Annotated in this window: 21 protein-coding genes and 2 pseudogenes; 15 read left to right on the plus strand and 8 right to left on the minus strand. The window is 30.2% G+C overall.

Annotated elements, in window-relative coordinates; all coding sequences use genetic code 11:
- Positions 1-147 precede the first annotated feature (147 nt).
- The 8 genes from OCU55_RS06795 to ubiE all read left to right on the plus strand — a co-directional run bounded on the left by OCU55_RS06795 (position 148) and on the right by ubiE (position 8,171).
- Positions 148-1,863, plus strand: a complete 1,716-nt coding sequence (locus OCU55_RS06795; protein WP_261851574.1) for a methyl-accepting chemotaxis protein — start codon at positions 148-150, stop codon at positions 1,861-1,863.
- 587 nt (positions 1,864-2,450) lie between these two features.
- Positions 2,451-3,278 (plus strand): polyprenyl synthetase family protein, encoded by an 828-nt coding sequence (locus OCU55_RS06800; protein ID WP_261851575.1) that lies wholly within the window; start codon positions 2,451-2,453, stop codon positions 3,276-3,278.
- Between the two features lie 41 nt (positions 3,279-3,319).
- Positions 3,320-3,820 carry a DoxX family membrane protein gene (locus OCU55_RS06805; protein ID WP_261851576.1) on the plus strand — a complete coding sequence of 167 codons (501 nt, stop codon included), beginning with the start codon at positions 3,320-3,322 and terminating at the stop codon, positions 3,818-3,820.
- A 113-nt stretch (positions 3,821-3,933) separates the two neighbouring features.
- The gene (locus tag OCU55_RS06810; RefSeq protein ID WP_261851577.1) at positions 3,934-4,455 is read left to right on the plus strand and encodes a FixH family protein; all 522 of its coding nucleotides are present in this window, start codon (positions 3,934-3,936) and stop codon (positions 4,453-4,455) included.
- Between the two features lie 35 nt (positions 4,456-4,490).
- Positions 4,491-5,882 carry a 4Fe-4S binding protein gene (locus OCU55_RS06815; protein WP_261851578.1) on the plus strand — a complete coding sequence of 464 codons (1,392 nt, stop codon included), beginning with the start codon at positions 4,491-4,493 and terminating at the stop codon, positions 5,880-5,882.
- A gap of 39 nt (positions 5,883-5,921) precedes the next feature.
- Positions 5,922-6,803 (plus strand): 1,4-dihydroxy-2-naphthoate octaprenyltransferase, encoded by an 882-nt coding sequence (gene menA / locus OCU55_RS06820; protein ID WP_261851579.1) that lies wholly within the window; start codon positions 5,922-5,924, stop codon positions 6,801-6,803.
- Between the two features lie 15 nt (positions 6,804-6,818).
- Positions 6,819-7,451: a CPBP family intramembrane glutamic endopeptidase gene (locus OCU55_RS06825; RefSeq protein WP_261851580.1), complete on the plus strand. Its 633-nt coding sequence runs from the start codon at positions 6,819-6,821 to the stop codon at positions 7,449-7,451.
- An 18-nt stretch (positions 7,452-7,469) separates the two neighbouring features.
- Positions 7,470-8,171, plus strand: coding sequence for a bifunctional demethylmenaquinone methyltransferase/2-methoxy-6-polyprenyl-1,4-benzoquinol methylase UbiE (gene ubiE, locus OCU55_RS06830; RefSeq protein WP_261851581.1), 702 nt, complete (start codon positions 7,470-7,472; stop codon positions 8,169-8,171).
- A gap of 51 nt (positions 8,172-8,222) precedes the next feature.
- Here ubiE and OCU55_RS06835 read toward each other — a convergent pair.
- A pseudogene (locus OCU55_RS06835) lies at positions 8,223-8,538 on the minus strand (four-helix bundle copper-binding protein).
- A 453-nt stretch (positions 8,539-8,991) separates the two neighbouring features.
- Between OCU55_RS06835 and OCU55_RS06840 the strand changes: the two are divergent.
- Together OCU55_RS06840 and OCU55_RS06845 are read left to right on the plus strand one after the other, a co-directional pair.
- Complete coding sequence (locus tag OCU55_RS06840) at positions 8,992-9,681, plus strand: response regulator transcription factor (protein WP_261851582.1); 690 nt, start codon at positions 8,992-8,994, stop codon at positions 9,679-9,681.
- The gene (locus OCU55_RS06845; protein WP_261851583.1) at positions 9,681-11,054 is read left to right on the plus strand and encodes a sensor histidine kinase; all 1,374 of its coding nucleotides are present in this window, start codon (positions 9,681-9,683) and stop codon (positions 11,052-11,054) included. The genes OCU55_RS06840 and OCU55_RS06845 overlap by 1 nt, the downstream gene beginning before the upstream one ends.
- Positions 11,055-11,172: 118 nt before the next feature.
- Here the strand turns inward: OCU55_RS06845 and OCU55_RS06850 are convergent, their stop codons facing one another.
- The 5 genes from OCU55_RS06850 to OCU55_RS06870 all read right to left on the minus strand — a co-directional run bounded on the left by OCU55_RS06850 (position 11,173) and on the right by OCU55_RS06870 (position 16,079).
- Entirely contained in the window at positions 11,173-11,658 is a 486-nt protein-coding gene (locus OCU55_RS06850; protein WP_183277213.1) for a DUF6803 family protein, read from the minus strand.
- 317 nt (positions 11,659-11,975) lie between these two features.
- Complete coding sequence (locus OCU55_RS06855; protein ID WP_261851584.1) at positions 11,976-13,793, minus strand: urease accessory protein UreH domain-containing protein; 1,818 nt, start codon at positions 13,791-13,793, stop codon at positions 11,976-11,978.
- Positions 13,794-14,378: 585 nt separating this feature from the next.
- On the minus strand, positions 14,379-14,537 hold the full coding sequence (locus OCU55_RS06860; protein WP_261851585.1) for a hypothetical protein: 159 nt from the start codon (positions 14,535-14,537) through the stop codon (positions 14,379-14,381).
- A 204-nt stretch (positions 14,538-14,741) separates the two neighbouring features.
- A complete protein-coding gene (locus tag OCU55_RS06865) occupies positions 14,742-15,353 on the minus strand; it encodes a TlpA family protein disulfide reductase (protein WP_261851586.1) in 612 nt (203 codons plus the stop codon).
- A 12-nt stretch (positions 15,354-15,365) separates the two neighbouring features.
- On the minus strand, positions 15,366-16,079 hold the full coding sequence (locus OCU55_RS06870; RefSeq protein WP_261851587.1) for a cytochrome c biogenesis CcdA family protein: 714 nt from the start codon (positions 16,077-16,079) through the stop codon (positions 15,366-15,368).
- A 200-nt stretch (positions 16,080-16,279) separates the two neighbouring features.
- Here OCU55_RS06870 and OCU55_RS06875 point away from each other — a divergent pair, with 200 nt between their 5' ends.
- The 5 genes and pseudogenes from OCU55_RS06875 (at position 16,280) to OCU55_RS06895 (ending at position 20,597) form a co-directional block, all read left to right on the plus strand.
- A complete protein-coding gene (locus tag OCU55_RS06875; RefSeq protein ID WP_261851588.1) occupies positions 16,280-17,722 on the plus strand; it encodes a multicopper oxidase family protein in 1,443 nt (480 codons plus the stop codon).
- A gap of 266 nt (positions 17,723-17,988) precedes the next feature.
- Positions 17,989-18,105 (plus strand): annotated as a pseudogene (locus OCU55_RS06880) (YVTN family beta-propeller repeat-containing protein); the annotation flags it as partial.
- A gap of 222 nt (positions 18,106-18,327) precedes the next feature.
- Positions 18,328-18,624: a hypothetical protein gene (locus OCU55_RS06885; protein ID WP_183277219.1), complete on the plus strand. Its 297-nt coding sequence runs from the start codon at positions 18,328-18,330 to the stop codon at positions 18,622-18,624.
- Between the two features lie 494 nt (positions 18,625-19,118).
- Positions 19,119-20,186 (plus strand): DMT family transporter, encoded by a 1,068-nt coding sequence (locus OCU55_RS06890; RefSeq protein WP_261851589.1) that lies wholly within the window; start codon positions 19,119-19,121, stop codon positions 20,184-20,186.
- 255 nt (positions 20,187-20,441) lie between these two features.
- On the plus strand, positions 20,442-20,597 hold the full coding sequence (locus OCU55_RS06895; RefSeq protein ID WP_261851590.1) for a hypothetical protein: 156 nt from the start codon (positions 20,442-20,444) through the stop codon (positions 20,595-20,597).
- Positions 20,598-20,762: 165 nt separating this feature from the next.
- On the opposite strand, the gene OCU55_RS06900 is transcribed toward OCU55_RS06895, so the two are convergent.
- Both OCU55_RS06900 and OCU55_RS06905 read right to left on the minus strand, forming a co-directional pair.
- Positions 20,763-21,779, minus strand: coding sequence for a hypothetical protein (locus tag OCU55_RS06900; RefSeq protein ID WP_261851591.1), 1,017 nt, complete (start codon positions 21,777-21,779; stop codon positions 20,763-20,765).
- A 31-nt stretch (positions 21,780-21,810) separates the two neighbouring features.
- Complete coding sequence (locus tag OCU55_RS06905; RefSeq protein WP_261851592.1) at positions 21,811-23,265, minus strand: FTR1 family iron permease; 1,455 nt, start codon at positions 23,263-23,265, stop codon at positions 21,811-21,813.
- Positions 23,266-23,622 lie beyond the last annotated feature (357 nt).

Consider the following 23,622-nt stretch of genomic DNA (forward strand, 5'->3'; position numbering starts at 1 on the left):
TTACCTAAGTCTTTTTCTATTTATTTGTAGTTTTTGCATGAAATCGTGAAATATTTACAATTTCTTCATAGTAAAGTGATAAAATCAAGTCGTAATTATATGAGATGAGTTAGGACAAGCGTGAAAATACGACAGGGAGGATATTATATGAATTTATTGAAGAACTTGAAGATAAGACAGAAACTTATAAGTTGTTTTTTATTAATTTCAATTATTATGGGAGTACTTGGTGGGATAGGAATATCACAAATAAAGAAAATAAACTCTAATTCGACTTCTATGTATGAAGACAATTTAATTCATTTAAGATCTATAGATGAACTAAAAGAGAATTTTTTGCAAATACATTCAGACTTAATATCTCTTTTAACAACTAAAGATTTAGAGAAGAAATCAAAAATTAAACAAGAAATTGAAGAGTTGACAGAAGAAGATATGGCTCTATCTGAGAAGTTTAAGAATGAAGATGGATTAACTAATGATGAGAAAGAAATGATAACAACATTTAATCAGTATCATGAAGATTATATGATGGAGCGTAAAAAATTTATAGAATTGATTGATTCTGATAAGTACGACGAAGCACAGATGGCTTTCGATATGGTAACGGAATTAAGGAATAAAACATTTGATAGTATTAATGCAATAATTGATACTAATCTTAAAGAAGCTAAAAACGCAAATAACTCAAATAACTCAATATTTAAAAATTCATTCAATTTAATGATTGGTATTGTAGTATTTGGATTTATATCTGCATTAGCACTTGGTTTGCTAATATCAACATTACTATCTAAGCAAATAAACAAAGTGTTAATATTTGCAGATTCACTAGGAAGTGGAGATTTAACAAAAAGGATAGATATTAATTCAAAAGATGAAATAGGAAAGATATCTATTGCTTTAAATAAGGCAGCTGAAAATACACGCAACCTAATTTCAGCGATAATATTGAGCTCGGATAATATAAATAATTTAAGTGAGGAGATTTATACTACAATAGGAGGAGTATCTAAAAAAATAAATAACATAAATGGATCGACAAAAGACATATCACGAGGTACTGAAGCTCTAAGTTCAACTGCCCAACAAGTAAATGCTTCAATTGAAGAGATAGCTTCAAATTCAATTGAACTCTCTCAAAAGGCCAAAGAAGGAGATAATGCTTCAAAACAAATTCAAGTTCGTGCGGTACAGATAAAAGACAAAGGATTGAAAGCAATAGATATGTCAAAAAAGATATATCAAGAGAAACAGATAAACATACTAAGAGCAATAGAAGATGGAAAGGTTGTTGAAGAAATTAAGGTTATGGCAGACTCAATAGCAAGTATAGCATCTCAGACTAATCTCCTAGCTTTAAATGCAGCTATTGAGTCAGCAAGAGCTGGTGATCTTGGCAAAGGATTTGCTGTAGTTGCTGATGAGATCAGAATTCTTGCAGAACAATCGTCGGAGAATGTTTCAAATATACAAAAGGTAATAAGTCAAGTTAATAATGCCTTTAACAATCTTTCAAGTAATGTTGAGGATATATTAAAATTTATTGATAACAATGTAAACCCAGACTATGAATTATTCTTAGAGACTGCATTGAAGTACGAAAATGATTCCGCTTTTATTAAAGCTATGTCGGAAGAAATTGCTACTGGTGTATCCAATATACTAAGCTCAATCGAACAAACTAGTAATGCTATTGAAGCTGTATCTGCAACCGCTCAACAATCCGCAGAAAATTCAGAAGGGATACTAAGTAGCGTTGATGAGACAAATCATGCGACTCAAGATGTTTTAAGTTCAGTTCAAAAACAGGTTCTTCTATCTGATGAGCTTAAATCTCTAGTTCAAAGATTTAAAATTTAGAAGCAAATACAAATAATTAGAGCACATTAGATATATCTTGGATAAATTCTTCATATTATCTTTATAAAAAAATAGTAAGATGTATTTTATAAAGATTAATTTAGATACTTAAACAAAAATAATATCTAAAAATAAATAATATCATTTGGAGGTGACATCATTGGTTGTTGAAGTTTTAGTTACTATTGGAGTAGTAAGTTTTTCTACGTTCACCATATATAAAAAATTTAAGAAGAAATCATCATGTGGATGCTGTAAGTAGTAAATTACATAAAAATGATGTTTTATTTAAAAGCAACTATTGAAATTTAGTAAAACAACTTTTAATCACTAATTATTAATAGTTTTTTGCATAATCTACGGAAAAAGAAAAGTCCTAGACTGAATCAATCAGTCTAGGATTTTTTCTTTTACACAAATGTATATATTTTTTATACATTTAGTTCATCTTTACAACATCTTCATAACATCTACATACTATCTACATACATGCAAGTTATACTTTCAGAGAAATATTAATTATAGTAAAACTTTAAGATATCCCTAAATGTAATAGAGTTTAAATTATAAAGAGAGGTGATGAAGTCGTGTTAAGGTTTATTGAAGCAAGTAATGCAGTAAGGAAAGAGCTAAATGAAGTAGAGAATATTTTAAAAAATATAGACGAGGACATTATAAAAGGAGCATCAAAAGAAGTTTTTGAATATTTTTTTAAAAATTCTGGCAAGTACCTTCGTCCAATGCTTATATTACTTTCTGCTAAAGCTATAAAACGAGATATGACTATAGAGCAGAGAGTACAGTTAATTAATTTATGTGTAGCTGTTGAACTCATTCATAGTGCCAGCTTGATACATGATGACATAATCGATAATGACTTATTCCGACGAGGTCAGAAAACCCTTAATGGAGTGTATGGAAGAAAAATAGCTGTTCTAGCTGGAGATGCTTTATTTGCAAAAGCTTTCAACATTTTAGCTAGTATGACAACCAGAGATGGAGAACAGGTGATGACACAAGTTGTAGAAAAAATGTGTGTTGCAGAAATTGAACAAGCTCAATATAGCGAAGGTTCTAGAGAAGAGTACCTTAGGATAATTGAAGGAAAAACGGCAGTCTTTATGAGTGCTTGTTGTAAGTTAGGGGCGCTTGTAGCTAATGCTGAAAAAGAAGATGTTATAGCTTTAGAAAAGTATGGCTTAAACTTAGGAATGGTATATCAAATTACGGATGATTGCTTAGATGGAGATCCCAATGCTATTAGAAATAATATAACAATAGATAATGCTAAAGAATTTGTTGTGAAAGCTGAGTTGGATGTTGAAGGCATAGAATCATCAATATATAAAGAAGGATTAACAAATCTTTTATATTACGTTATTGAATCTTATGATTCAAAAGTAAAAAAAGCTTAGTAAAAATTTTTATAAATAATATTTTTGAGGAGTGAGTAATAATGAAATTTTTAAAAAATAAATATTTTACAATTGTATGGACTATTTTACGTGTTTGGCTTGGAATTCAATGGATAGTTCCAGCTATTGAAAAGCTTAAAGACCCAACTTGGGTAGGTAGCAAATCTGGTGTGGCTATAACAGGATTTTTAAAGGGCGCTGTAGCAAAATCAACTGGAGAACATCCAGCAGTACAAGGCTGGTACGCTGCATTTGTGCAAAACGTAGCTCTACCGAATGCGCAAGTTTTTTCATATTTAGTACCAGTTGGTGAGCTTCTTGTAGGAGTTAGCTTAATATTAGGTGCTGCTACTATCATAGGATTATTTGCTGGTGCCTTTATGAATCTAAATTATCTATTGGCAGGTACAACTAGCACAAATCCAATTCTTTATACAGTGGCTATTATTCTTATAGCTGTTGGGGCTAATGCATACTTAATAGGTCTTGATCGCTTTATTGTTCCATATGTAAAACAAAAGTTTACAAAGCGAGTTGTATAAATAAGTTATAAACATATTAAGTAAATTATAATTGAATAAATATGAGCTGTTTTTAGTTAATAGATAGATAAATTAATTAGTTTGCTTGTATATGGGAGAGGAGTCAAATAATAATGAGAAAGAAGACAATAAGAGGTTTAGTATTTAGTTTAATTTTTGTACTAGTTTCTTCTACAGCTGCTTTGGCAGATGAAATGAATATGGGAAAGGGTACGTCTAAAAGTACCGATGGGATAACTGCGGAGCTTTCTTTTAAAGGTGAAGAAGCAAAGACTGGTAAAGATCAAATAATGATTACTCTGCATGATAGTAATGATAAAGAGATTGATAATGCAGATGTAACTATAATTGCTAAGATGCCACAAGATGATTCAATGAAAATGAATAGTAATGAACCAATAACAGTTAAGTTAGAGAAAAATGAAAAAGGTCAGTACATGGGAGATATAAACTTCACCGATAAAGGTAAGTGGACTGTAACTACTGAAATTACAGTACAAGGCGAAAAGAAAACCATTGATTTTGATATTAATGTAGTTAGTGGTGGACCTAACTGGATTATTATAGGTGGATTTTTAGGAGCAATTGCATTAATAATAATTGTTGCAGCTATAAAAAAGAAGCAGGCAAAATAGTTTTGAAGTAGAAGTAGGAGAAAAGAGGTAGTGCTATGAATAATGTAAATAAAGCTACTAATGAGAAGGAGAAATCTTCACCTGAACATGAAGGGAAGAATTTATTAGATAATAAGAGGTTTGCTAAATTCATTAGGAGCAAGTGGTATCCAGGTATATTTCAGCTCTTGGTAGGAGCAGTGTTTGCATTTATTGTATTTGAGCTATTAGTTGGTCCAGATAAAGCTCATGATAATTTCGGAACAGCAGGAACTTGGGTATTATGGTGGCCAATACTTCCTATATTGTTGTTCCTTACAGGAAGGTTTTGGTGTGCAATATGTCCGTTTGGAGCATTAAGTGATGTTGTTCAAAAATTTGTTGGAAGTAAAAAACCAATACCTAAATTTTTAAAAAAATACGGAGTATGGTTAATAGATGCAATGTTCTTAGCTATTACTTGGAGTGACCACGTATTCGGTATAGTTGAGAATCCTAGAGGTTCTGGAACGCTGTTATTATTAATAACTTTAGGAGTTGTATTTTGTGGAGCATTCTTTGAACGTAGAACCTGGTGTAGATATCTTTGTTTCCTAGGTGGGTTATCTTCAAACTATTCTAGAGCAGGAATATTACAACTTAGAGGAACTAAAGAGAAATGTTCAAAATGTACAGTAGCAGCTTGCTACAAAGGTACTGATAAGGCACCAGGATGTCCAATGTTTGAATTTCCTAAGACTATGGAGAGTAACTCTAATTGCAACATCTGTGGTAACTGTGTTAAAAATTGTCCTAATAATTCTATTAAGATATCCTTTAGAAAGCCGACTCAAGAATTGTGGTTCATAAGAAAACCTCAATTAGAAGTTTCATTCTTAGCTGTTGTAATCATGGGTATTGTTTTCGTACAAAATGTTACTATGCTTAAGATATGGGATGGCATGTTAACATGGTTAGAAAAGGTTACAGGGACACAAAGTTATTTTGTGACCTTTACTATAACTTTCATAGTTGCTATGGCTATACCAATACTTTTATTAGCATTAGCAGGTTATATAGCTAAATTGTTTAATGGTGACTCAGTTAAAGCTAATTTCACTAAATTTGGTTATGCCCTAATACCTTTAGATTTAGCAGCACATATAGCTCATAACTTATTCCATCTATTAGCTGAAGGAAAATCTATAGGATATACATTCATGGGGTTATTCGGAGTTGAGATGCATGATGCATCAACTGCAATTCTTGACAATCTAACAATACAAGCATTGCAATTTATATTGATAGCAATTGGAACCTTAGGCTCCATATACACTGCATATAAAATTGCAAAGAACAATTATAAAGAAAAGAAGACAAGCGTTACAGTAGTATATACTGTTCTGTTGATATTACTTGCAATAGCTAATATATTACTATTCTCATTGCCTATGGCGATGCGTATGTAATTAATTAAAGGAGTGAATGTCATAAATACAAAGTCTAAAATGTTGATTAGGGCTGCAAGGCCTTTTTCTTTAACAGGCTCAGTAATTCCAGTAACTTTAGGTGCAATGCTTGCTATTCACCAATCTAAGTTTAGCATAGTATATTTTATTTTTTCAGTTATTGGAATTATATTATTACAGGCATCTATAAATTTATTAAATGATCATGACGACTTTATAAACAAAGTAGATACAAAAGACTCATATTGCTCTAGCGGGGTAGTTGTTGAGGGACTTATAACGGCTAATGAGGTAAAAAAAGCAGGTATTATTGCTTTAGTATTAGGATGCATAGTAGGTTTGCTTTTAGGCTATTTTAGGGGCAGCATGATTCTGATTATTGGACTAGTAGGTGCTATTTGTGGGTATTTCTACACTGGAAAACCATTGGCCTTAAAATATAGAGGATTAGGTGCACCATTAGTTTTTGTAATTTTTGGACCATTGATGACATTGGGATCATATTACGTTCAGGCACAAGAACTAGGTTTAAAGCCTTTGTTGATTTCAATTCCTGTAGGATTACTAACTACTGCTATATTACATGCCAATGATATTAGAGACATAAGAAATGATAGCAAAGCTGGTATTAAGACCTTGTCAATTGTAGTTGGAAGAAAAAATGCAGATAGGATATATATTAGTTTAATTGTATTTGCTTATATTTCTATTCCACTAATAAGTTTTTATAATTATATTCCTTATTTAAGTTTAATTTGTTTGTTAACAATACCTAAGGCAGCTAAAAATATTAAAAAGTTAACATCAAGTAATAATGAAAATAAAATAATTGCAGATCTTGATAAAGAAACAGCAAAGCTTCAAAGCCAATTTGGAGTGCTTTTAATTTTATCTATGTTAGTTTCGATTGCAATACTATAGAAAGGTGGAGATATTATGGGAGAACTCAAAAGAAGCGAAAAGCTGGCCATAAGTTCATTAATTATTGTTCCGTTAGTATGGTTTGTAATATTTGTGGTTAAGCCATTCAACTTCTGGGGAGAAATGAGTATAGCAATTCTCTTCTTAGGTAGTATTGCTGTAGTTGCAGATAGAAAGCTATTGTCACTGTCACTGAAAAAATTGACTCTTCGAAATATTCTCGTAGGAATAGGTTCAGCTATAATTCTGTATTTTATTTTCTATGTTGGTAATATTGTTTCAGGATATTTATTTCCTTTTAAAGATGCACAAATAACATCTGTTTACAGTAATAGATCTCAAGGAAGTTCAGTTTTTATTGGATTTTTGTTACTATTTATCATTGGGCCAGGAGAAGAAATATACTGGAGGGGTTTTATACAAAATACTCTCTCAAAAAAGTTTGGAGAAAATAAGGGATATGTAATTGCAACATTACTATATGCTGGTGTACATATAATAACATTTAATTTCATGCTTGTTGTCGCAGCTTTAGTATGCGGGATGTTTTGGGGATGGATTTATAAGAAGGAAAGAAATATTGCAACTATTATAATATCTCATGCACTTTGGGATTTAATCATATTTGTTTTATTGCCTTTAATGTAGAGAGAAAGGAGTAGGATTATGGCTGAAATTAAAGCAGATGTTCAAGGCATATTTTCATCTATTGCTAAAAGATACGATATGCTAAATTCTATATTAACTTTGAATATTGATAAGTTATGGAGAAAAAAAGCTATAAAATTAAGCGGAATAAAAAAAGATGATAAAGTACTAGATTTGTGCTGTGGAACAGGTCAAATGATAGATTATGAATGTAAAGCAGTAGGTAAAAATACTTCTGTTATAGGGATAGATTTTAGTCAGGAAATGCTTGACGTAGGAAAGGAAAGACTTGAATATCTAGCTAAGGATTACATGTTTGAGTTAATAAAAGGAAGTATTTTAGAATTGCCTTTTGAAGATAACACTGTTGATTGTATAACTATTGCCTTTGGACTTAGAAATATTCAGGACACAAACAAGGCATTATCAGAAATGTATAGAGTTTTAAAGCCAAATGGCAAAGTAATATGCTTAGAGCTTTCAAAACCCAATAGATTGATTTTAAATAAGGTATACAGCTTGTATTTTAATAATGTACTACCAGTGATAGGGTATATAGGGACAGGTGACAAAAAAGCATATTACTACCTTAGAGATTCTGTAAATAATTTTATGACAAAAGAACAGCTTAAGTTGCAGTTTCAGAATAATGGCTTTAAAAATACTGGCTATAAGTCTTTATCACTTGGAATTTCATCTATACATTATGGGATTAAATAAAAAGATAGTTAGGAACATGGTTAAGTTCCTAACTATCCTATTTATGAATTATTACATACCAGCCATTCTCCTACATTCATCAGCACATTTTTGACAGTGCTCATCTTTAAATATAGAACACTCTTTTGCACATGCATCGCAAATTGTAGCACACATTTTACAATGATCTTTTGCAAATTGTCCATTAATAAACATAAGTCCTACTGACATTTCGCACATTCTACAAGAAGCTTTACGCAACTTCTTCTTGCGTTTAAGTCAGGCTCATTATACATGCATCAAAACATTCATAACATGCTTGAGCACATTTACTACATTCATCAATACACTTTTGGTAGTTGTTTGTTACCAATGTTGATACTGCCATTTTAAATACACTCCTTTAAATTTAATTTATATACAAAAGTATTGTGCTTTAAATAACAATTTTTATACGAAAAGGAACAATTATGGGTGCTTTTTTTAGTATTGGAATGAGTGTAGTATCGGTATAATATTATCTTAAAATTGTAAAAGTAATGTACTTTGGAGATGAATCCAGAAGTTTTGAATCAATTAAAGTAACTGTAAGTACAAAAGTAGTATTAACGCTATCTATGATAGAACTTGTTATATTTGGAATTTATCCAACTCAATTAAAAAATTTGGTGATGGAGATTTCAAAAACCTTTTTTTCTTAATATTCATATGTATTTATTGGAGCTCTCCAAGTTTGGAGGGCTTTAATCTTAAAAAGAAAATTAAGTATTTTCACATGAAATTCATAAGTTTATGCTAAATTATGAACATATAATAATAACAAATTATACGAGGTTAGACGATGAATAATAATATTTTAATTATTGAAGATGAAGAAAATGTATTGAATGTTTTAAAAGCCTATCTAGAAAAGGCAGGATATAATGTTTATGGAACTACAAGAGGTTTGAAAGGGATTGAATTGTTTAAATCGAATGACTTTAAATTGATAATTCTTGATTTAATGTTACCTGATATAAGTGGTGAGGAAGTCTGTAGAAGAATAAGAGAAACTTCAAACATACATATATTTATGCTTACTGCTAAAGGTAGCTTAGATAATAAAATTGATGGATTAGAGATAGGAGCAGATGAATATCTAGTAAAACCTTTTAGTCCAAGAGAACTAACTGCAAGGATAAATGCTCTTTTTAGAAGAATCGCCTATGAAGATAACGAATCCGGTTTGTGTTATAGTGATGGAAATTTAATTGTTGATTATGAAAAAAGATTAGTAAAGCTGAATGAGCAGGAAGTTCCACTAACATCAAATGAATTTGATATACTGTATGCACTAATTATTAATAAAGGAAAGGTATTGTCAAGAGAACAGTTAATTCAGAAAATTGGTGGTATAGACTTTGAAGGATATGACAGAACAATAGATGTTCATATAAAAAATATACGTAAAAAGATTGAGGAAGATACAAAAAAACCTAAATATATCATAACTGTAGTTAAGGTTGGATACAAGTTTGGTGGTGATAATTAGTGAAAAGTATAAGAAGAAAACTTAGTATTATGTTTTTTATCTGTTCACTTGCAGCAATATTATTAATAACAATGTTTGTGAATTTAACTATAACCAAAAAGTTCGATGACTACATGGTAGATACCCAAAATAAAAGATATGAAAGAATTGTAGCATACTTCCAAGAAGTATATAAGAGAGAGGGAAAGTGGGATGAAGACTCAGGCGTTGAAATGATGCACGAAGCTTTTATGGGCAATTATTGCCTAACCCTTCTTGATAATAACGAAAAAACTGTATGGGGAATGAATGCTAATGATATTAAAAATAATTTACATTTAAATACTATGCTCGTAAAGGATTCTGGTGTTTATACATCCAAGAGATTTCCAATAAAGGTAAATAGTAAGGTAGTAGGATATGTAGACATAGGTCAATATTCATCGGTTCTCTTATCAGAAGAAGATGTTAATTTCAAGCTATCAATAAATCAAAGTATTATCGTTAGTGGTTTAATAACCTTGATAATAATAATTGTGATAAGTCTCTACTTTTCAAAGCAGTTTTCAAAACCTATTAAGGAAGTTTCAAACATGTCTGTGAGTTTATCTAAGGGGAATTTTGATACCAAGTATGTCACAAAGAGTAATATAAAGGAATTAGAGAACTTAAGAAGTAGCGTGAATATATTAGCAGAAAAGTTGAAGCAACAAGATATGCTTAGAAAAAGGCTTGTATCTGACATATCTCATGAAATAAGAACCCCGCTAAATGTACTGCAAAACAATTTAGAAGCCATGATTGATGGAGTTTTTGAAGTTACAGATGATAGGCTTAGGTATTTAAATGATGAAGTTATTAGATTTGGTAAACTTTTAAATAACCTAGATTTGCTAAAGAAATTCGAGGCTGAGAGTACAAAAATTAATTTTGAAACTGTAGATCTGCATCAATTATTAAAAAGTGTATGTGAAGACTTTTATATGAAAGCAAAAAATCAAGGAATTGAACTTCAATATACTATTCAGAAAAATCAAGAGTATTATATAACTGGAGATAAAGATAAGTTAAGACAGGTATTTATAAACATTATTTCAAATGCTATTAAATTTTCTAAGGATAATGGAAATATAGATGTAAATATGTACACAAGAGATAAAAAAGCCATCATAGAGATTTTTGATAATGGAATTGGGATAAAAGCAGAGGACTTACCCTTTATATTTGAAAGATTATACAGAGGTGATAAGAGTAGAAACGAAATTGAAGGTAGCGGCATAGGTCTAACCATAGTTAAAAATATTTTAGATCTTCATTTTGCAAACATAGAAGTAGAGAGTGTAGAAAATCAGGGAACTAAATTTAGTATTTATTTTGATAAACTTAGTATTTAAAAATAAAGTTTAATGTACATATTTGTTAGAAAGAAATAAACATACTTATTGAAGAAAATAAAATAATACAAAAAACCGGTATTAAACCGGTTTTTATATAATAGGGGATTAGTTTATATTACATTTTCATTTGGCTCATTTTACTAATGATCTCTGGATTAACCATACCAAATATCATTGCTATATGTGCAACAACTAGGAATCCACCTACTAGTATGAAATGTATTTTCATCTTTTCGTTATCAGATTTATTTTTAAATATTAATCCTAGTTCTAAAAGAGCTAAAGGTAATAGGAAGACAACACCGCTTAAGTAAAAACCAACGGCAACTACGTCTACCCATGTATGCCATCCACCTGTTTGGGTTAATGGAATTACTGCGTTTATAAAAAGATAAATAAAGATTCCGGTAAAATAAAATCCATCGAAAATTGAAACAACTTTGTTTAAAGTTCTTATACCACCACTTTGTATCCTATTAAATATGATGAAAAACTCTGTTATTGTAAGAGTTTCAGCACATATTACAGGTACAGCCATAAAAATTAATAGATTCCAAGGCTGATTGTCAGCTAATAAGGACATGTAATGAGTCATATTCATAATTTATACCTCCTAAATATTCTATGAGAACATGTTAACATAAAATTATAAAGAAGTTATGAAGAAAATAGTTAATATATAGTTTATTGTGGGAAATATTGCATATTTTACAAAATTATCTTTGATATTTAAATTAATATGTAGTGGTAGTTATTTTATATCTAGAGGGTTAATATGAAAGAGTTAAGAAAACAAATGTTAAAAATAGCAGTGTTGTTTATATTTAAACAAAACCTAATTTCTTTAATATCTTGTTATTAAAGAAAAAAGAATGCCTTGTTACGGCATTCTTTTACAAAACTAGTTTAAATTATAGACTAATTAAAATATTTACTTCTAATTTCTTCTAGATTTTTATTCTTAAGATCATCAACTACTTCTATTATTCCTATGAACTGATTATCTTTAAGAATAGCATAGCTAGTAGTTGCGTTAGGAACAAATTCAACTACATTTATTCCTTTCTTGAATGTAAATTCACTTAATTTTTTACCTGTTACCGTATCTAAAATTTCGTATGTTCCTTCTGGATTATCAAATTTAGTCATATCAAAGGTAAGTTTAGTTGTTGAATTACTGCTAGTTACTAATATTGCAGGCTTTAATTCATAACCAATCCCATTAAATTTAGCACTTAGGTTTTTGCCAGTTCCTGATGCTTTATTAATTAATGTTTCTGTAGGTACTTTAGTTAAATCATTACCATATATACTACTACTTTGAGCAGCTGAGCCATCAGTTACAGGACCAGCGCAGCAGCTAGGACCGGTGCTTGGAGGTGGTAGTGAAGGATCTGATTTCGATGTATCAACAGTATCTAGTTTATCTACAACCTTAATGACACCTCTTATCATACCCATCCAGCAGCTAAAGTTTATATCTTTATCACCAGGGGTAAACTCAATAACATTTTCTCCGCTTTTTAATTTCTTTTCAACATTTAATGATTGTGCAACAACTGAATTATTACAAGAGTTAAGTTCTTTTCCATCTATTACCCACTTAACTGGAATTCCTTTTTGTACATAAAATGCATTAGGAGTGTAACCGTTAGTATTTGCAGTCATATTTATAGTTTGAACCCCGTCTTTTATCGTTGCTTTCGCAACATTTGAATTAGATGAATCTTTAGAGCTTCCTCCTAATAAAGTGGCAGTGCCTCCTGATAGTGCTGTCAAAGGATTAATGTTTATACCAGCTAAGATAAATCCTCTATTTCCCATAATTAAGCCAAGTACTATAATCAATACACCGCTAAGTTTAAGAATTTTCTTTGTATAACCTTTACTTAATAATCCAGATAAGGCACCAAAAGTAAGCATTAAAGGCACTGTACCTAATGAGAAGATTAACATAGATAGAGCCCCTTTAAAGGCACTTCCTGTACCTAGTGCAAAAAGCTGCATTGTTTGAAGTGGACCACAAGGCATAAGGCCATTTAATAATCCCACTATAAAAGGTGAACCAGACTTATTTTTTATTTTGCATGCTGTATGAGGCAATTTTATCTGGAAGGATCTAAAAAATTTAAAACCAGCCATGTTAAAGCCCATCATTATCATAAATGCACCGGCAATTATTTGCATCATAGCTTTAGCTGTAATAGAAAGTGAGAATATTGAACCTAAAGCTCCAATTATTCCACCTAATATAGTATAAGAAGCAACCCTTCCCATGTTATATAGAAGAGCAGGTTTTATAGCATCAAACTTGCTTTCGCTATCATTTTTTATACTCTGAGAAAGCATAATTCCTCCGCACATTCCAACGCAATGTATAGAGGTAAGAATGCCAACTAGAAATAAAACTGTATAAGAAGCATTAGCAAGCTTAGAATCCATATCGAAGCCGCTAGTTCTTACCCCAAGAAAAGCTATTGCAGCCACTATTATCACTGTTCCTATAAACTTATAATCATTTGATTTTTCCGTTCCATATCCTGCTTTTTTTATTGAAGCTTTAATTTGCGACAGTGTACAAAGATTTTCTTCGTATTCTACAATTGCGAATTCTCCGCTATAATTAGCTTTTACGCTTATAATACCGTCTAATTTTTTGATGGCCTTTTCAACCCTATGTTCACAAGATGTACAAGTCATTTCATAAACTTTAATTTTCTCACGCCTAGTACTCATTAAAATCCTCCTAATTGGTTTATTAGAGATTAAACTAACTTACTTATTACATTAATTAAATTTAACCACTTGATAAATTTAATTAATGTATAAGTAGTTATTAAAAAATATAATTCAAGTATACAAAATTAATATGTGTTTTTTATGAAGATGAAATCTATATAATTACTTAATTGTAAATAAAATGTTAATTGTGATTTAAAATTCAACAATAAAAAGCTATGATAAGGTAGTTAATTAATAGAATATGATTGCGAGGTGACACCTTATGAACATTATTTTAAATAGTAATAGTAAGAGGGTATATGATATGAAAAGTATTTTGTTGACGAATGAATACACCATTCATAAATTTTTTCATAAAAAAGTTAATATGGATGTGGTAGATAAGTAATGAATAATTTTAAGCCTCAAACGGATTGTTAGAATTTGAAGTGTGAAGTTAAATGGCAGATTTTGTGACGTGTTAAAAATAAAATGCCTTATAGGAGACACGGGGATGTCCCTATAAGATATAATATAATAATATAGATAAATTTATGGTAAGTGGTGTATAACTTTATCTATATTAGAATAAAGCAATAATTACGAAGCTTTTATTTCTACATTTTTATTATTGGATTCTATATAAAGATTATTATAAGTATTTATTATGGATTGCTCTTCAAAGTTAATTCTCTCAACTAACTTTATAGAATAATCTTTTCTATATTTTTTGATAAATAGAAATTTTAAAAAACCCATCTCTTTCTCCTCCTCATAACTGTAATGACTTAAGACAATAATACTCGATTCTTATAAAGAGAGTATGAAGAGAATATAAAGATAATATGAAGATAAGAAAGTATTGTTTAAAATAATAATACTTTACGTAAAAAGTAAACTTAAGTAACATGATTGTTTGTTGAGTGCTAAATTATTCACGTTTAGTATTAAAAATATTAATCATTATTTTAATAAATTAACATATGATTTCATTTCCTCAAGTGTCATCGGGCCAATTTTCTTTTTTATTATGTTGCCATTTTTATCTATAAAAAGAGAAGTTGGTAACGCTGTAATATTATAGTTTGTAGCAACAGATTCGTCATAGTCAAATAATATATTAAAATTTAACTTGTTTTTGTTTAGAAAATCTCTGACAGTATCATTATCTTCGCCAATGTCTATTCCTAAAATAATTAAATCAGAGTTCTTTGTCTCTTGATAGAGCTTTTCTATTTCGGGCATCTCTTGTACACAGTAAGGACACCATGTTGCCCAAAAATTAATAAAAACATTTTTACCCTTAAGATCACTCAGAGAAACCTCTTTTCCTTCAAGAGTCTTCAATTTAAAGTCAATTGCCTTATCACCATTTGGATCTTTAAAAATTCCATTAGTAGAGTTTGTGCTAGGAGTTTTAGATATAGAATTGTTGTTATTATCAGAAGTTTTCTGATTATCAACTATACTATAAGAATTAGATTTAGCAGAATTATTCTTATTATAATTAATTACTGTATATAGACTTAAACTAAAAAGTACAACTATAGATAGAGGAAAAAGTAATTTTTTCATTTTTAGGCTCCTTTAATAAAAATTAATAAAGTTTAAATATTTGCTAAGCGTGTTTAAATTATTTGTATATACCAAAATGCCCATAACTATAAGTAATAAGCCACTTATTATTGATATAATTGGAGTGAATTTTAAGAGCTTATTTTTTAGTTTCATAAACTTATCAATAGCAATAGCAGTTAATATAAATGGGATTGATAGACCTAAAGAGTATACGCTTAGCAGAACTATCCCTTGATAGACGGTATTAAGATTACTTGAATAAATCAATATTGATGATAATATGGGGCCAACGCATGGGGTCCATCCAGCAGCAAAAGCCATTCCCATTAGTATAGAACTAAAATTTCTGCCAAATGAAAAAAGTGACAGAAGTCTTTTCTCATAATAGAAAAATTTAATCTTTATTATTCCTATTGTATGTAGACCAAAGATTATCATCAAGAAACCGCCTATTTTTCTAAATAAGCTCTGATTCCGTATCAATAAGTTTCCCAAGGTTGTTGCTGATGCCCCCATAATAACGAAGATTATTGAAAAGCCCAATACAAAGCCAAAGATTTTATAAAATCTTGTTGTTTTATACTTATTAGTATTTATAGTAACATCGTTGATTGATGTTCCAGTCATATAACTTATATAGGCAGGTACTAATGGCAAGACGCATGGTGAAAGAAAAGATAGTAAGCCTGCAGAAAAAGCTAAGAATAATGGTATTTCGTTCAAGCGCTTCAACTCCTTTTAGTAATAATAACAATTTATTATAGTTGATTGCTGTGAAGATTGTATGAAGAATGTTTTTCAATTGATTGTATTTTTTAATATATTAAATTATATTATTAGTTAATTATATCTTCATAATTCCTTCATAAGATTAATTTATAATAATTATTAAATAGAAATTATAATTACTTGAGGGGGTTAATATGATTAAGACAAAAAATATATCCACGGTTGCTGCGGTAGTTGCTGGGGTGGCTGCTGCAGGTTTTATTATATTTGCAAATCCGATTAATAAAAATAAAGAAATGAGTACTACTGAAATTAATAATATAAACAAAAAAGCTAAAATTAATAATAGCCTTCCTATTCCTGCACTTTTAGAAGATAAGAACCCTGACCCTAAGATAGACGATTTTACTCTAGAGCCACAGCAAGGATTAACATCATTTATAGCAGGAACTCAAACTAAAACTATGGGGTATAATGGAAATTTTCTTGGCCCAGTAATCCGGGTGAATAAAGGAGATCAAGTAAATATTCATGTAAATAATAAACTAAATGAAGCTACAACTGTACATTGGCATGGGGTAGAGGTTAATGGTGAAAATGATGGTGGTCCAGATCAAGCCATAAAACCAGGAACAACTTGGAATCCTAGCTTTACTATAAATCAACAGGCTGCAACATTATGGTATCATCCACATTTTAGCGGTACCACAGCTACACAGGTATATAGTGGATTAGCTGGACTATTCTATGTAGATGATGAAGTATCTAAAAGTTTAAATATACCTAAGGATTATGGAATAAACGATATTCCTTTAGTGATTCAAGATAGAAGCTTTAACAAAGATGGAAGTTTTAAATACGATACTAATATGATGGATGGAGCAACTGGGAATAATGTTATTGTTAATGGAGCAGTGAAACCGTACCTAGATGTAAAGAAAGTTAAAATTAGACTTAGAATAGTAAACGGATCTAATGCTAGTAACTTCAATTTAAATTTGGACAATAAAGATGATTTTTACCAGATCGCATCTGATGGAGGATTTTTAGAAAGTCCAGTAAGGCAAAAAAGTCTTTTTCTAGCTCCTGGTGAAAGAGCAGAAATAATTATTGATTTTTCTAAATATGATAAAGGAACCAAAGTATCACTTATAAATGATAAAACTGAAATATTGAGTTTTAATGTTAAGGAAGATGGAAATGATACAACAGAAATCCCTGATGTTTTAACAAAAGTCAATAAGATTGAAAAATCACAAGCTACAAAGGTGAGAAACTTCGACCTTCAAGGTATGGGAAATATGGTATCAATAAATGGTCAAAAGTTTGATATGAATAGAATTGATGAAACTGTAAAACAAGGTGATACTGAAATATGGAATATAACTAGTGAAGAGGCAATGATGCATAATATGGGACATCCGTTTCATATCCACGGTGTGCAATTTCAAATACTATCGAGAGATGGAAAAGAACCAGATGAAGGTGAAACAGGTTGGAAAGATACAGTTTATATAAAACCAAATGAAAAAGTGAGCATTATAGTTAAATTTAATAATAAAGGAACCTTCATGTACCACTGCCACATATTAGAGCATGAAGAGTCTGGAATGATGGGACAAATTAAAGTAGAATAATATCTTTTGAAGGTAAGGCTATAAATAAAGCCTTATCTTTTTATGTACATACAAAAAGAGATTTAGTATTAATCATAGCAGTATATTTCTGTAAATTATTTTATAAAATAAAGCGAAAGTGAGGTATATTGCAAGCTTCTTAATAGATGTACAGCAAGGTTAAGAATTTTTGTACAAAGATTAATTTGGCAACTAAGCAGGTAGTGGCTACCATTGAGACTTGAAAAGGATCACATGGTGTAGTTGTAAGCGCAGATAATAAATATGTATATGTAACCAATATGTATGATAATAGTGTAAGTATAATAGATAATGCATCGAATAAAGTAATTACCAATGTTTCAGTTGATTCGGAACCAAATGGAATAACTTTTAAAAAGTAATTTTAAGAGAGATTTTCAGAAAGTGCCAGTTTACGCTATTAATCTAATAGGATGGTTTACAAATAAAAAGATTAACTAAATTAGTTAGTCTTTTTATTTTGGGTATTATACTACGTTCATGCTGAAAGTAAACTTTTGTTTCTTCATAAAATCTTTATAATGATACGTTAAAATATAAGTATATTAAGAATAGTTAATAATTTAAATTTTGGATGGATTACTATGAGTTGTCACAATACAGGTAATGAAAATAAATCGAATCATAAGCACGGAGGTAATAAACATTTACTCCATATGATTATTTGCTGTGGGTTGCCTATAGTAATAATATTCATGTTACCTTTTATTGCAAGTTTAAGCCCTAGCATTGCTGGAGTACTTGGTAAGATAGCTCCATTCTTATGTCCGATAATGATGCTTGCAATGATGCCGATGATGATGGGAAACCACAAAAAGAAAAGTTGTTGTTCAAATGACAGTGATAAAGAAGCTGTTGATATTAAGAAAACTATAGAATAAATTTGCAATTTGTTTATTTTAGATTAAGAAAAGCATGCAAAGATATTAGCAATCTTTGTATGCTTTTCTTTACATATTAAATAGGTAGAAAATTTGTTTGTTGGTTTTCTAAGTTGTATACTTTAATGTTTTTTATTAATTCATTTTCCTGATTGTCGATTTATTCATATAAATTTGATTAACCATTTTGAACAGTAGCATAATAACGTTGTTGTAAAGGGAATTTCTGAAATTATGAGCTATAGAGTACAGTGTATCCCCATATAGAACCTTATAAATTATCATAAACTTTTGCTCTTATTAAGTAATAAATATCCTTTTTTAATATATTCGACACTTTATTAAGAAGTTACTAAATTAGTATCTGGTTAATTGTTTAATTATACAATCATAAGTGATATAATAAACATATCCCCCTTGGGGGGATAAAAAGACTAAATGATGCAATATATAAATATTTTTAGTAGAACTTAAAATGGGAGGCTATTTATTTTATGAATAAAGCAAAAGTTTTTCCAATAGTTCAGTCTTTGCTTGCTGCACTTTTGTTTGGTGCTAGTGCACCTCTGGCAAAAATACTTCTAGGACAAATAGATCCGATACCACTGGCTGCTTTTCTTTATTTAGGTAGTGGAACAGGATTATTAATATATCAAATAGTACTCAATTTAATAAGCAAAGATAAAAAAAGTGAAGCACCACTTTCAAAAAAAGAGCTTCCTTGGCTTTTAGGAGCTATAACCTTCGGTGGAGTTATCGCACCAATAATATTAATGACGAGCTTAAAGGTTACTCCAGCATCAACTGCAGCATTATTGCTTAATTTTGAAGGAGTGGCTACAACTCTGATTGCCTTATTTTTCTTTAAAGAAAGTATAGGCAAGAGGGTGTGGATTGCAGTTATATGTATTACAATTGCTAGCATTGCCCTCTCATGGGACTTCAGCAATCAATGGGGATTTTCACTCGGGGCTTTAGGAGTAGTTGGAGCTTGTGTATGCTGGGGAATTGATAATAATTTTACTAGAAACATTTCAGCGAAAAATCCTTATACAATAGTTATACTTAAAGGATTTGGAGCAGGTTTATTTTCATTATTTCTAACATTTTTATTAAAGTATCACATTCCTCAATTAAAAGTTGTTTTACTGGCTATGATACTTGGGTGCTTTAGCTATGGGCTCAGCATTGTGTTGTTTGTTTTTGCCATGAGGAATCTTGGAAGTGCACGAACAAGTGCTTTCTTTGGAACGGCACCATTTATTGGAGTGATTTTAGCATTTTTATTTAATCATGATATACCTAATGCTATGTTTTATGTTGCATTACCAGTTATGATATTAGGTACATTCTTTTTACTAAAAGAAGATCACAACCACAAACATACGCATGAGCATATTTTACACGAGCATAGGCACTGTCATAATGATGAACATCATAATCATATACATCTTCCAGGCGAGGTGCCAGAAAGTGGATATCATTCACATGCTCATGAACATGAAGAACTTAAACATGAGCATCCGCATGTACCGGATATTCATCATAGACATATACACTAATAATTATCTAAGTTAGAAAGCGATATTATTGAGTTTCTAAATAAAACAATATAAACTTAGTTTAATTTATAAAACAATATTTAGTTTAAATAAACAATTTATACGGTCATGTAATACTGCGAAATTTACCTAGCAGTCTTGCATGGCTCTTATTTTTTTATAAAAGATGATTGATGATTTTAGTTTAAAGATATCGAAGTAAAGATTTTTTGTTAATCAAAATGAAATACAGCACTACTTCTTACTTCTGGAATGATGGTTGGTACAGGAATATTTACCACATTAGGATCAGCAACTGCTGAAGCTCATAGCGGAATCTTAATCGCTATGCTTATTGGTGGGGGAATAATATTCATGACGTGGTTAAGTGCTGCACAAGTAGGAGTGAACTATCCTAAAGAAGTAGTTTAAAATGAACAGAATCAATGAAACGGTATAACAAGGATATCAATAAATTTGCCATATGCTGATTTTTAGATTAAATAAAGCATACAAAGATTATAAGTAATCATTGTATGCTTTTCTTTACATTTTTAATAGGCCGAAATTTATATAATACTAATCAAAGTTATTATATTACTTCATATTTTTTATTTCAGTTAAAGTCTTATCTAAAGATTCAATAGCAGAATTTATAGTTTTTTCATCTAATGGTTTTACTTTTACTCCTGCTTGGATCGTTCCTAAAGGAGCTTCTACTTTCTCGTATAGTGGTTGGTTCTTTGCTTTAACTTCATCTTCAAAGCTACTCCAATATTTTTCTAATCTCTCAGTGTATTTAGTAACTTTTTCTTCGTTTAATGGAGAAATAAATTTTTTAATTTTAGTTAAAGCAGTTTTCATGTCTTGTGGGCCAGATGAGAATGCAATTGATTTTTGAAGCTGTTCTAGAACTTTATCTAATTCTACAATTGATGTATTTAGAACTTTTGCATCAAGTGGAGTTACTTTTACAGCAGCTTGAATTGTTCCTAATGGTTGTTCAATTTTTTCATAGATTGAAGGATAGTTTTCCTTTATTCCATCTTCAAATGAACTCCAATTTTTTTCTAAACCCTCAGAAGTCTTGACTAGCTTAGTATCCTCTTTATTAGTAAGTTCACCACTAAGTTCTTTTAAAATTGATCTCATATTTTCAAGACCTATAGTAGTAGCATTTTCACTTTGTAACTTTGCTAACTGAGTATCTAGATTATCTAATGATTTATTTAAGACCTTTGTATCTAATGGTTTTATCTTGGAACCAGCATCAATAATTCCTAATGGGTCTTCAATTTTAACGTATAAATCTAGGTATTTGTCTTTAAGATCTTCTTCGAACTTATCCTCAAAGGTTTTCCAAGAATCTTGTAACTTTGAGGAAGATTCAGCTACTTTATCTTCTTCTTTATTTGTAATTTCAGCTTTCATATTTTTAATAATATCTCTCATATCGCTTGCTGCTTTATCAACTGAAAGTTCCTGATTAGCAGTTGCAGTCACTTGAGGCTTTGGCACAGAATCTTTAGTTTGTGATTTTTGAGCTGTGCATCCAAGTAATGCTATAGAACTTCCCAATGCAATTAATAATAATAATTTTTTTGCTGATTTCATAAATAAATCCTCCGTCTTTCGTTTGCTAAATTTATTGTTTTTTAAATTTATTAAATAGACTTACTACTATTGCAATTACTACTAACAGTATTTGAGGTATAAATCCTTCCCAAGTAGGATATACACCAAGAGCAGAGATTGTTGGTAGAGTATCACTTGTTGTTGCTGGCAATAAACCTGCAAGTTGAAGTCCATTAATCCCCATGCCTGTAAACTTTAATCCTAAATAGAAGACTAATAGACTAGAAACTAGGAAAAATGGCTTCATTGGAATTTTTAAACCAACTTTAATTATGAGTACTGATAGTAATATAAGAATAGCAAATCCAATCAGAATCCCTAAAAATAAAGTAGATAATTTTATAGATGAAGCCATCCCTATGTAGAATAAAACAGTTTCTGTTCCTTCTCTGAATACGGCTAGAAACGCTAAGAAGCCTAAGGAAAGTAAACTTCCATTTTTTAATGTTTTATAACTGTTATCTTTAAGTTCATTTTTACGTGATGCTATATTGGATTTACTATGCAGCCAATAACTTACGTAAATAAGCATTACGGCCGCAAATACTCCTGTCCAGCCTGAGATTAAGAAGTTATTATTCCCAAAGGTCCCTGATGTAAATAGAAGTTTAACTAATGCAGCTAGTACAATACTTACTATAAGACCAACGCCAACACCACCATAAACCCATACTTTCTTGCTTTCTTGACCTGATTTATTTAAAAATCCTAATAAAGCAATTACAACTAAAATGGCTTCCAGTCCTTCACGTAGGATAATAGTAATTACATCTACTATTCCATATGAAGTATCACCAGAAAGTAAGGACAGATATCCATGCATTCTATCGATTATCTTTAACGCTTTATCTTTATCAACAGGGCTTACTGTAAGATATGCCTTAACACTTACCATATCCTTTTCAGCATCGTCATAAACTTTTTTGGATTGAGTAAGAACTATGCCTTCAACATCAAGCCAAGAAGAACTGAATGTGTTCATGGTTTCAATAGCAGAAGTAATATCACCATCTTGAATTTGATTTTTCGAGGTTTCTAAAAGACTAACTAAGTCTTTAACTGTGGCAGATTTACCTTTAGTTTTTGAATCACTATTTTTATATCCATCTTGAAGAAATGCAGTATTTGTTTTCTCTAAATCTTCAAGTGCTGTTAGAACCTTGTCCTTTTGAATTGGGTCTTGTGTGAATAGAAAACGAACCATGCCCATTTTTTCTTCAATATCGCCATAAGCTTGCTTTGATTGTTCTTTTACGCCATCTTCAAATTCAACCCATGTATCATTAAATTGATCATAAAGATCTTTTCCCTTAGAAAGATCTCCAGCTTTAACGGCTTCAATAGAGCTTTCTATTAGTTTATTTCCTTTTGAAAATTCAGTCTTTGTATCAGCAGCAAATGCTTTAACAGAGAATAGTGGAAATATTAAAAATAATGATAATAATAATACAAATAATTTACGCAAATCTTGCGCCCCCTTTATCGTTAGTACTTTAAGTATTCACATAGAATAAATTAATTTTGTGAATTAAAAAACATGATTTAGGTAATCTTCCAGGAAGATTACATCCAGTAGCAGGTCATAAAATATTGAAATTATTTTTTAAAAAGCTTGGTAAGGTACATTGATACGAAGAAAATGCGAATTGCTATCAATTAAAATACTTTTTCATTATATACTAGAATATTCTAGAGTTCAATGGTTAATTTTTAAACAATGTTGGTTGTTAAAAATGTAGAATGAGATAAAAAGGTTTGTAGAGTTAGATGACTATTCAATTTTTGAAAGTGTCATATGTTGACGTTTTCATTTTTATTTTTA

This window comes from Clostridium folliculivorans (genome assembly GCF_024341905.1).
In the GTDB taxonomy this organism is placed as follows: domain Bacteria; phylum Bacillota; class Clostridia; order Clostridiales; family Clostridiaceae; genus Clostridium_AR; species Clostridium_AR folliculivorans.

Coding starts and splice junctions, on each gene's coding strand:
- OCU55_RS06805 (WP_261851576.1), top strand. CDS start 3,320: ATGAAATTTTTAAAAAATAAATATTTTACAATTGTATGGACTATTTTA.
- menA (WP_261851579.1), top strand. CDS start 5,922: ATGTTGATTAGGGCTGCAAGGCCTTTTTCTTTAACAGGCTCAGTAATT.
- OCU55_RS06825 (WP_261851580.1), top strand. CDS start 6,819: ATGGGAGAACTCAAAAGAAGCGAAAAGCTGGCCATAAGTTCATTAATT.
- OCU55_RS06895 (WP_261851590.1), top strand. CDS start 20,442: ATGGTTGGTACAGGAATATTTACCACATTAGGATCAGCAACTGCTGAA.
- OCU55_RS06865 (WP_261851586.1), bottom strand. CDS start 15,353: ATGAAAAAATTACTTTTTCCTCTATCTATAGTTGTACTTTTTAGTTTA.
- OCU55_RS06875 (WP_261851588.1), top strand. CDS start 16,280: ATGATTAAGACAAAAAATATATCCACGGTTGCTGCGGTAGTTGCTGGG.
- ubiE (WP_261851581.1), top strand. CDS start 7,470: ATGGCTGAAATTAAAGCAGATGTTCAAGGCATATTTTCATCTATTGCT.
- OCU55_RS06860 (WP_261851585.1), bottom strand. CDS start 14,537: ATGGGTTTTTTAAAATTTCTATTTATCAAAAAATATAGAAAAGATTAT.
- OCU55_RS06850 (WP_183277213.1), bottom strand. CDS start 11,658: ATGAATATGACTCATTACATGTCCTTATTAGCTGACAATCAGCCTTGG.
- OCU55_RS06815 (WP_261851578.1), top strand. CDS start 4,491: ATGAATAATGTAAATAAAGCTACTAATGAGAAGGAGAAATCTTCACCT.
- OCU55_RS06810 (WP_261851577.1), top strand. CDS start 3,934: ATGAGAAAGAAGACAATAAGAGGTTTAGTATTTAGTTTAATTTTTGTA.
- OCU55_RS06840 (WP_261851582.1), top strand. CDS start 8,992: ATGAATAATAATATTTTAATTATTGAAGATGAAGAAAATGTATTGAAT.
- OCU55_RS06795 (WP_261851574.1), top strand. CDS start 148: ATGAATTTATTGAAGAACTTGAAGATAAGACAGAAACTTATAAGTTGT.
- OCU55_RS06855 (WP_261851584.1), bottom strand. CDS start 13,793: ATGAGTACTAGGCGTGAGAAAATTAAAGTTTATGAAATGACTTGTACA.
- OCU55_RS06890 (WP_261851589.1), top strand. CDS start 19,119: ATGAATAAAGCAAAAGTTTTTCCAATAGTTCAGTCTTTGCTTGCTGCA.
- OCU55_RS06900 (WP_261851591.1), bottom strand. CDS start 21,779: ATGAAATCAGCAAAAAAATTATTATTATTAATTGCATTGGGAAGTTCT.
- OCU55_RS06885 (WP_183277219.1), top strand. CDS start 18,328: ATGAGTTGTCACAATACAGGTAATGAAAATAAATCGAATCATAAGCAC.